Genomic DNA, 8,137 nt, shown 5'->3' with positions numbered 1-8,137 from the left:
CCCACCACCATCGGGATACCGCATACCTCCGGCATAGCGCACATGGGCCCAACCGTCAGCAGGACCAGAACCCCCACCATTAAAGATCTCTAGCCGCAAACAGGAGAGTATGGATTGATCCCCGCCCCCCCGTGGGGCTCTTCCCGGCTCGCGCAGACGCTCCCCCCCAAGGGTACGAGTGGTCCCCGCGCATGCGAGGGCCCTTCATGAGGTTGACCAGACACTTCGGAGCCGCGCCAAGCGTCTCGCTAAAGATGCGCTGCTGTTCACAGACCCTGAAGGGAACAAGCGGGACCCGGCTACCTTCCGCCGATTGGGATGCCGTCCAGCTCGATCAGCACGGTGCGGTCCTCCGGCCGGGCCGCGGCCTTCTCGCAGGGGCACGGCTCGTCGTACGCGCTGCCGTCGCTGTAGACCGGCCGTTCGGCGCGGTGCCACTGGAAACCCTCACAGACGCGGAGGGTGTGGCATGGACAGTGCGGGCAGTTGGCCGGCGACGGGCGCACGTAGTCCGGTCCGAAGGGCTCGTAGAAGGGGTAGTCGTCGCTCATCCCTATTGATCCTTTCCGGTTCGAGGGAGGGGGATCGTTGGTTTGTGGTGTGCGGTCACCAGAGGCTCAGGGGACGCCCTGCGGTGATCACGGTCTGAACCCGGAGCGCGATCTCCGCCTCGGACTCGCCGCCAGCGCGCCCGGCTCGTATCGCGGCGCCAATCGCCCGCGAACGGCCGGCCGGACCGCGCAGGTCAGCCAGCGGGCTGCCCGGGTCCCGGCGCCGGGCCAGCCATTCCGTCCGGTTCTGCTTCGGCGTCCCGAGACGAAGGTGCTCCGGCTGCTGGCACGAGTGGTTGTCACAGGTGTGGCAGACGGTCGGGCTCTCCTGGTCCCAGCCGAGGCGCGGGATCACCCCGTGCGCGAGCTGGTAGCCGTACAAATGACCCGGCACCGTGCCGCGACGGGTCCGGCCGGGCAGTGACGCCGCCCGGAAACTCGCGTGGCCCGTACTGGAGATGCCGCAGAAGAAGAACCAGCAGCCCGACGCCGTAGACGTGCGGTGGACCTTGGCCCAGTAGCGGGACCGTACCGCCTCGTCGGCCAGCCAGACCGCCCACTCCACTGCCGGGATACGCACGGGCGATGGCTCCCCGACTAGCGCGATCTGCTCGGGCAGCTCCTCGGCCGGCGCGGGCCCGGACCGGCCCACCGCGGAACGCGGGAACAGGCCGGGCACGCGGTCGTCCTCAAGGGGCATCAGCCTGGCCGCCGCCCGGCTCGTCGGCCACGTCTTGGACGGTGGCCGTTGGAGCCGCCGACGGCATCGACGAGGCGCGGGCCGTACGCGAGCGACGAGTGCGAGGCCGCTGTGCCCGAGCGCGCAGCGACTCGATGACCTCCTTGGCCCGCGCAGCGGTAACAGGCTTCGCCTCCCGCTCCAGCTCCTCCGCCGGCACACCGAGCAGCTCGGCGACCAACTCGGCGTCGTTGCCGAACAGCCGCAGGGCTGCGGCCGCCGCCTCGCGCGCCGCGACGTCCGCCTCCTCCTTCGCGAGGGCCGCCTTCACCGCCGCCTCCCGCGCCGCCAGGACGTTCCCCGCCGCCAGCTCACGCGTCTTCGCCTGGAGAGCCGCGACCTCCCGCACGCGGCGCCGCAGCTCAGCAGCGCTGACCTTGGCCGTCGAGGTGGTCATCGGTCTCCTCCTTCGAAGCCCTGCGGGCCCGCTGCGGTCGCCGCAAGCACCTTGTCGGCCGTCTTCATCAGGCACCTGGCCAGGTGGCCGGCCTCTTCCTTCAGCTCGTCGTCCGTTAGGTCTTCGATCTCCTTGCACGACGGGTGCCAACGGCCGTCGGCGACCTGGTGGTGCACGATGTCGTCCATCTCGCCCACCAGGCGCTGGACCGCTTCCTCGATCTCTTCACGCTGCTGCTCGAAATACCTGCTCATGGCGCGCACCGTAGGCACGGGCCTGGGAAGTTCTCGAACCTGAGTGAGCACGCCGGCGTCAGAGCGTTAATGCCTCCGGCGGGTCCTCCTCGGAGGGGGAGGGGCGAGTCGTTCGGCCGCCGCGCCGTCGTGGTCGAGGTGGAGGACGGCGGGGTTCCCTCCTCGATCGGCCGACCCAGCAAAGCGCACCGCGCCGCAGGGGCGCACAGTCGTACGTCCGGGTCCGGAACTTTCCTCGTACCTCAGAAAGCTCCGGCTTCCGGGCGCTCCACTGCACGCCCCTGCACCACGGCACGCACGGCAGCGCCGTCCGACCGAGGAGGGAACCCCGCCGTAGGCCCGTCGTGGGCCGAGGCCCAAACCCAGGCCGGACCGTCGAACCGTACGAGGAAAACCCCAGGTCAGGATTTGGTCCTGAGCTAAAAACATGGTTTAATTAGTCACGCCGGAAGGGGAGGGCAACCCCCGACCGACACCCCGCCGGGGCGACCGGCCCGGCAACACCTCTCACCAGGAGCAGCGCTATGAGCACCGAGAAGAAGCACCCCAAGCTGGACACCATCCGAGCCCTGCTGGCCAAGGCCGAAGACCCCGCGACCACCGAGGCGGAAGCCGAGCTTGCCCGCAAGCGGGCGTTCGAGATGATGGCCAAGTACGGTGTCGAACAGGCCCTGCTGAACGACGGGCAGCCGTCGGAAGACGCCATCACCAGCCGATACGTGAAGCTCCCCAACCCGTGGTCCATGTCCCGCATGCGCCTCATGTATCTCGTCGCCGAGGCTCTCGGATGCAAGGCCATCTACCTCCGCGAGCGACGTGAAGGGGGCACCCGCGTGCTGCACGTCTTCGGGTATGAGTCCGACATCCAGCGCGCCGAGGTCCTGTACGCCTCGCTCGTACTCCAGATGTTCGGAGGTCTGGCCGCACAGCCCGTCCCCTACGACGTCCGCAGCGCCCGCGCGTGGCGCAACTCTTGGCAGCTCGGATTCATCGAGCGCGTCATAGCGCGACTCCGAGAGATCGAGAAGGCCGCCCGGACCGCCGCCGAGGCAGAGACGTCGGCCACCGGTCGCGGTGGTGCCCTTGTGCTGGCCGACCGTGACACGCAGGTGCGAGCCGCCTTCCGGCGCGAACACGGACGCGTCCAGAAGACGCGCGGCACGTACACCGGCAGCGGCTACGGCGAGGGCGCAGCCGCAGGAAACCGTGCGGACATCGGCGGTACCCGCATCGGCGGTACCACCGCCGGGGCGCTCGCGTCCTGACCGACCACCGGCCCGGGGGCGGCAGCCCGCCGCCCCCGGACCGGCCATCAACACCGGAGAACCACGCAGTGCTCAACGTGCCGGAAGAGGGAGGGCAACCCCTCAACCGGCACGCCCCCGGGCCGATCGGCCCGGCGGAACTCTCACCAGGGAAGACGAACACGATGAGCGACACCATGGCCCCGGCCGACGTCCAGGCCCCCGCCCAGTGGAAGACCCTTGCCGTAGCCGAACTCACCGCGCATCCCGGCAACGTCCGCGACGTCGAGGCCCCCGCCGACCTACTCGCCGACATCACCGCCAACGGCGTACAAGAGCCGCTGTACATCGTGCGGACGCACGGCGATGTGCCCCAGGTGATCGACGGGTTCCAGCGGCTTGCCGCCGCCGTCGCCGCAGGGCTGGAGGCCGTACCGTTCACGGACCGCCCGGTCATCCGGCTCGACGCGCTGACCCCGCACCCGAAGAACGCCCGCGAGGATCTCGACATCAACGCGCCATTCGTGGAGTCGCTGCGCGCCGAAGGATGCCGAATCCCGGTCAAGGTCCAGCGGTTGGCCGGGGGAATCATCCAGGTCAACGACGGCAACCGGAGGTTCTTCGGGGCGCAGGAAGCCGGTCTGACCCACCTCCCGTACGAGTGGGAGGACGACGGCCGGGACGAGGCCGGGCAGTTCCTCGACATGATCACGACCGCCCAGCACCGCAAGTCGCTCAGCCGCACGGAGATGACTGCTGCGATGTTCAGCGCGGCCGAGGCGGGCGCACAGGTGGGCCGTATCGCCAAGGCGGCCGGTGTCCGGCAGAAGGATGTCAAGGCCCTCGTAAAGGTCAGGAGCGACAAGGCCCTGAACGATGCCGTCGCCAGCGCCGCCTACGCGTGGACGTTCGACCAGATGGCCGCACTCTCCGAGTTCGCCGACGACCCCGAAGCGCTTGCCGCGATCACCGAGGCCGCTGAAGAGGCCGCCGAGGACGATGACGCCGCCGCCGATGTGGACTGGACGATCGCGATCGAGCGGACCAAGCGCGACAAGCGCGCGAAAGCCGAAGCCCACCGGGCCGAGCTGGAGAAGTCCGGTCAGAAGGTCCGGGACATGACGGAACTGTCCGAGCGGGCAACCCCGGTATGGCGGCTCAAGACCCCGGACGGCAAGCGCATCAGCGCCGAGGAACACGCAGGGTGCAAGGGACTGGTCTGGGTCTTGGAGGGGGGCGACGACGAGCAGCTGAAGCCGTACTGCACCTCACCCGTTCTGTACGGCCACGCCGAGCCCGGCAGCCCGACAGGCAACAGCGGCACGAACACCGCCGGAAAGGAAGCGGAGAAGGCCGCCCGCGCCGCCGTCAAAAAAGGGAACCTCGAATGGGACGCCGCCGTGACCAGGCGTCACCAGTGGATCGCGGACATGACCAAGCGCCGCAACCTCCCCAAGGACACCACCAACGCCCTCATCGGCCACGTCAACACCGCCTTGCTAGGCGGTACGTGGGGCATCTGCGATGACCTGAACAAGGAGCCCACGACCGACATCCTCGCAACCTTGCTCGGCCTCACCGGAGACAAGGCGAAACACCGCAGGGACTTCCCCGAGCACGTCGCCAAGGACCCCCGCCGAGCCCCCCAACTTCAGTTCGCCGCCGTCGCCGCCGTACGCGAGAAGTCCACAACACGCGTCGCATGGCGCACCGATGATCAGATGTGCCGGGAAATCCGCAGGCCCACCGCACAGTGGTTCGCGATCCTCGAAGCACTCGGGTACCAGCTCACCCCCATCGAACAGGCCGTCAAGGATGACGAGCCGTACGACCCGAACAAGAAGAAGCGCGCCGCGATCACGGCAGCCAGCGACGAGCCTGCCGACACCGCCCAGGTACCCGCCGACGAGTCGCCCGCCGACCCCGAAGCCGCCGCCTAAGACCCCCAGCCGCACGACGCCGGGGCGGGAGCGCCGCTGCCCGCCCCGGCCACACCAGGAGCCTCACAGTGATCCGTACAGCCCCGTCCGAGACCGACGACCACGGTTGCGGTTGCGTCCCCGCGCCCACCGAGCCCGGACCCGCCACCACCGCCGACATCATGCAGGCCCGCGCGATCGCGGCCGAACTGACAGAGTTCGGCATCATCCCCGCCGCCTACGACCACGAGGCCGCCGCCGTCGTACTGCGAGTGGACACCCGGCGCGGCCTGTACGCACTCGTCATCCCCGCCCCCGGCCAGCCGTTCCCCGTCCGCCATCGGGGCGAGCGCATCGGAGCCCTTGACTGCCGCCGCACCTACGGCACCGCCGACAGCTACACCGCCGCCCTGTTCGCCGCGTTTCTCCGCGATCGCGCGGCACTGGACATCCCCGGCCGCGGTGTGCGTCCCACAGCTAAAAACGTGGTTTAATTAAGAGTGTTGGAGGGGGAGGGCAACGCCCCATCCAGCCACCGGGCCCTACGCGGCCCACATCGGTCCGGCCGAACGCGGAGGGCAACCCGCCCGGCCGGGCGCTCATCACCTCTCACCAGCAGGAGCACCCCCGATGAACAGCGCAGCTATGCGTTTCGACGTCCCGGCCACGGCCGCCAGCCACGTCCGGCAACTTGTCGAGTCCACCAACACCCGCGCCGCCGTCCACGGACTCACCGCCTACAAACTCGATTTCTCCGCCCCGTTCCTCACGGACTACACCGACCCGTACGACGGCCGCGTTGTCGGCAAGCGCCACATGGTCACCGTGACGATCTTCGGCGAGGTACCGCGTCGCAGCGGCTGGACGGTCGTGGCCCGTCTGGACCACGACGAGGAGGGGGAGACGCTTCTCAGCGTCTTCCCAGGGCTCCCGGATCAGCTCGCTACAGAGGCGCGCGGACAGCGGCTGATCGAGAACTTTTGCCACGGCTGCAAGGTGGCCCGCCACCGCACCGCGACCTACTTGGCCCGCCACGACAGCGGCGAGTACCGGCAGTTGGGCACCACGTGCGTGGAGCCGTACACCGGTCTGCCGATCAAGGGGCTTGAGGCACTGTGGCGCTTCGGGAAGCTGAAAGACTCCGATTGGGACGGCGACAGCGAAGGCGGAATCCCCGCCGATCTCCGGGTCACGGTGGCGAAAGCGCTCCAGGTGACTGCCGCAATCGTGGCCCAGGACGGCCGTTTCTACAGCCGCGCCGAGGAGTGGAAGAACACCTCTCCGACCGCCGACGCGGTTTCCGCGTACTTCTTCGACCGCCGGGCGTCGCCGGAATGGCGCGCAGCCATCGACGCCGAGCCCGGCGCAGAAGCCACGGCCGCAGCCGTTCGGGAATGGGCCATCCAGGGATACGGCAGCACATCCGACTACCGTCACAAAGTCGGCCAACTGGCAAAGGCGGAGACCGTCGCCCCTCGCCACCTCTCCACCCTCGGATCCGCCATAGCGGGTTGGCACCGGGACCAGGAGAAGGCCGCCGCCGAACAGGCCGCCCGGAACTCAAAGCCGCAGGGCACCAAAGGAGAACGGATCACCGTCGCCGCCACCGTGACGACCGTGATCGAGCTGGAGGAGCGCCACTACGGCTACCACGCCCAACGCCGCAGGCTGGTCAAATTCCAGGACGCCGCCGGGAACGTCTACGTCTGGTTCAGCAGCGCCGCCACCGTGCCCAGCAAGGGCGACGAAGTCGAGTTGACCGGCACGGTCAAGGAACACAGCACCTACGGCGAGACCGCACAGACCGTACTCACCCGATGCCGCGTGCCCGAGCGCGAGCTAGGGCCTGTATTGAGTCGTGTTCAAGGGGCGGTGCGGGTGAGGTCTTTGATCCAGATCATTGAGGCGCGCAGGTGGAGGCCGGCGAGGTAACTCTCGGGCGTTTTGTCGTATCGAGTGGCGATGCCTCGCCAGGCCTTCAGTTTGTTGATCAGGCGCTCGACAGTGTTCCGTTCCTTGTAGAGGTCGGCGTCGTGGTGAACCGGCCGGCCGCCTCTGCGGCCTTTGTTCTTCCGGTTGGATGCCTGGTCCTTCTTCTCCGGGATGACCGCCTTAATGCGGCGTTTGCGCAGGTAGGTGCGGTTACCGCGGGATGAGTAGGCCTTGTCCCCGGCGACCGCGCCAGGGCGGGTGCAGGGACGGCCGACGGGCCCGCGGACCCGTACCTTCTTGAGCACGGGGATGAACTGCGGGCTGTCCGCGGCCTGCCCTGCGGTCACGATCAGGGCCAGGGGCCGGCACCTGCGGTCGGCAGCCAGGTGGATCTTGCTGGTCTGTCCGCCCCGCGAGCGCCCGAGCAAAGCAGCTTTCAAGCGGAGCCCGCGCCGTCGCCGGACGCGCCGTCGTTCGGCCCGGCCGGGATCAGCGACGTCGCCGTGTCCGTCTTGTTCCGCCGCGCCGCCCCCTTTTTCCGGGCCGCCTCCGCCTCGATGGCGGCCTTTTCCAAAGCGTCCAAAACGTCCTCCTCCAGGCGCATTCCGGCCGCGTCGTGATGGGCACGGACAGTCGTGGAGTCCACGCTGACCAGCGACATGTCCACCCTGCCCCGCCCGGCCGCCTCGGCTGTCACCCCCTCCAGCAGCGCCTCGAAAACTCCGGCGTCCCGCCACTGCCTGAACCTGTTGTGCACGGTGGACCAGGCGCCGAAGCACTCCGGCATCTCCCGCCACTGAGCTCCCGAGCGGAACTTCCAGATCACGCCCTCGAACTGTGGCCGCAGCCGCTCTGGATACGGGCCGTACTCACCGACCGGCAGATACGGCTCGATGAATCCCCACTCGCCGTCCGTCAGTTGCGCACGCGTCATGTGTACCGGACTACCGGTTCTGCCCTCGCAGCGAGGGCAGAACCAGCAAACGATCACGACTCAATACAGGCCCTAGTACTGCAACGGTCTTTGCCGTGACTGGTGGTCAGGTTGGTCGTTGGTGGGTTATGGGTGGGGACCTTGCTGATGTCAGGTTGTGGGCGCGG

General features: G+C 68.7%; 8 protein-coding genes and 1 pseudogene. 4 read left to right on the top strand and 5 right to left on the bottom strand.

Annotation, left to right across the window (positions count from 1 at the left end):
• Positions 1 to 299 precede the first annotated feature (299 nt).
• The 4 genes from ACFU99_RS24320 to ACFU99_RS24305 are packed head-to-tail and all read right to left on the bottom strand — an operon-like array spanning position 300 to position 1,941.
• Positions 300 to 551: a hypothetical protein gene (locus ACFU99_RS24320; RefSeq protein ID WP_384395311.1), complete on the bottom strand. Its 252-nt coding sequence runs from the start codon at positions 549 to 551 to the stop codon at positions 300 to 302.
• A 55-nt stretch (positions 552 to 606) separates the two neighbouring features.
• The gene (locus ACFU99_RS24315) at positions 607 to 1,230 is read right to left on the bottom strand and encodes a hypothetical protein (protein ID WP_384395309.1); all 624 of its coding nucleotides are present in this window, start codon (positions 1,228 to 1,230) and stop codon (positions 607 to 609) included.
• A 10-nt stretch (positions 1,231 to 1,240) separates the two neighbouring features.
• Positions 1,241 to 1,687 carry a hypothetical protein gene (locus ACFU99_RS24310; protein ID WP_384395307.1) on the bottom strand — a complete coding sequence of 149 codons (447 nt, stop codon included), beginning with the start codon at positions 1,685 to 1,687 and terminating at the stop codon, positions 1,241 to 1,243.
• A complete protein-coding gene (locus ACFU99_RS24305; RefSeq protein WP_384395305.1) occupies positions 1,684 to 1,941 on the bottom strand; it encodes a hypothetical protein in 258 nt (85 codons plus the stop codon). The genes ACFU99_RS24310 and ACFU99_RS24305 overlap by 4 nt, the downstream gene beginning before the upstream one ends.
• A 524-nt stretch (positions 1,942 to 2,465) precedes the next feature.
• Here ACFU99_RS24305 and ACFU99_RS24300 point away from each other — a divergent pair.
• From ACFU99_RS24300 to ACFU99_RS24285, 4 genes are all read left to right on the top strand, one after another.
• On the top strand, positions 2,466 to 3,206 hold the full coding sequence (locus ACFU99_RS24300; protein WP_384395304.1) for a DUF2786 domain-containing protein: 741 nt from the start codon (positions 2,466 to 2,468) through the stop codon (positions 3,204 to 3,206).
• A gap of 164 nt (positions 3,207 to 3,370) precedes the next feature.
• Positions 3,371 to 5,125 carry a ParB N-terminal domain-containing protein gene (locus ACFU99_RS24295; protein WP_384395302.1) on the top strand — a complete coding sequence of 585 codons (1,755 nt, stop codon included), beginning with the start codon at positions 3,371 to 3,373 and terminating at the stop codon, positions 5,123 to 5,125.
• A gap of 68 nt (positions 5,126 to 5,193) precedes the next feature.
• On the top strand, positions 5,194 to 5,598 hold the full coding sequence (locus tag ACFU99_RS24290; protein WP_384395300.1) for a hypothetical protein: 405 nt from the start codon (positions 5,194 to 5,196) through the stop codon (positions 5,596 to 5,598).
• Positions 5,599 to 5,734: 136 nt separating this feature from the next.
• Positions 5,735 to 7,036: a hypothetical protein gene (locus ACFU99_RS24285; protein ID WP_384395298.1), complete on the top strand. Its 1,302-nt coding sequence runs from the start codon at positions 5,735 to 5,737 to the stop codon at positions 7,034 to 7,036.
• Here the strand turns inward: ACFU99_RS24285 and ACFU99_RS24280 are convergent.
• Positions 6,967 to 7,970, bottom strand: a pseudogene (locus tag ACFU99_RS24280) (IS5 family transposase). The gene ACFU99_RS24285 and the pseudogene ACFU99_RS24280 overlap by 70 nt on opposite strands.
• Between the last annotated feature and the right edge of the window lie 167 nt (positions 7,971 to 8,137).

The organism is Streptomyces sp. NPDC057654 (assembly GCF_042800135.1).
Taxonomy (GTDB): Bacteria; Actinomycetota; Actinomycetes; order Streptomycetales; family Streptomycetaceae; genus Streptomyces.
Note: the sequence above shows the minus strand (reverse complement) of the source record. Positions and strands in the feature narration are given on the sequence as shown.

Excerpts from the sequence above, each read along its gene's own strand:
- ACFU99_RS24320 (WP_384395311.1), bottom strand. The coding sequence starts at position 551 with ATGAGCGACGACTACCCCTTCTACGAGCCCTTCGGACCGGACTACGTG.
- ACFU99_RS24310 (WP_384395307.1), bottom strand. The coding sequence starts at position 1,687 with ATGACCACCTCGACGGCCAAGGTCAGCGCTGCTGAGCTGCGGCGCCGC.
- ACFU99_RS24305 (WP_384395305.1), bottom strand. The coding sequence starts at position 1,941 with ATGAGCAGGTATTTCGAGCAGCAGCGTGAAGAGATCGAGGAAGCGGTC.
- ACFU99_RS24300 (WP_384395304.1), top strand. The coding sequence starts at position 2,466 with ATGAGCACCGAGAAGAAGCACCCCAAGCTGGACACCATCCGAGCCCTG.
- ACFU99_RS24295 (WP_384395302.1), top strand. The coding sequence starts at position 3,371 with ATGAGCGACACCATGGCCCCGGCCGACGTCCAGGCCCCCGCCCAGTGG.
- ACFU99_RS24285 (WP_384395298.1), top strand. The coding sequence starts at position 5,735 with ATGAACAGCGCAGCTATGCGTTTCGACGTCCCGGCCACGGCCGCCAGC.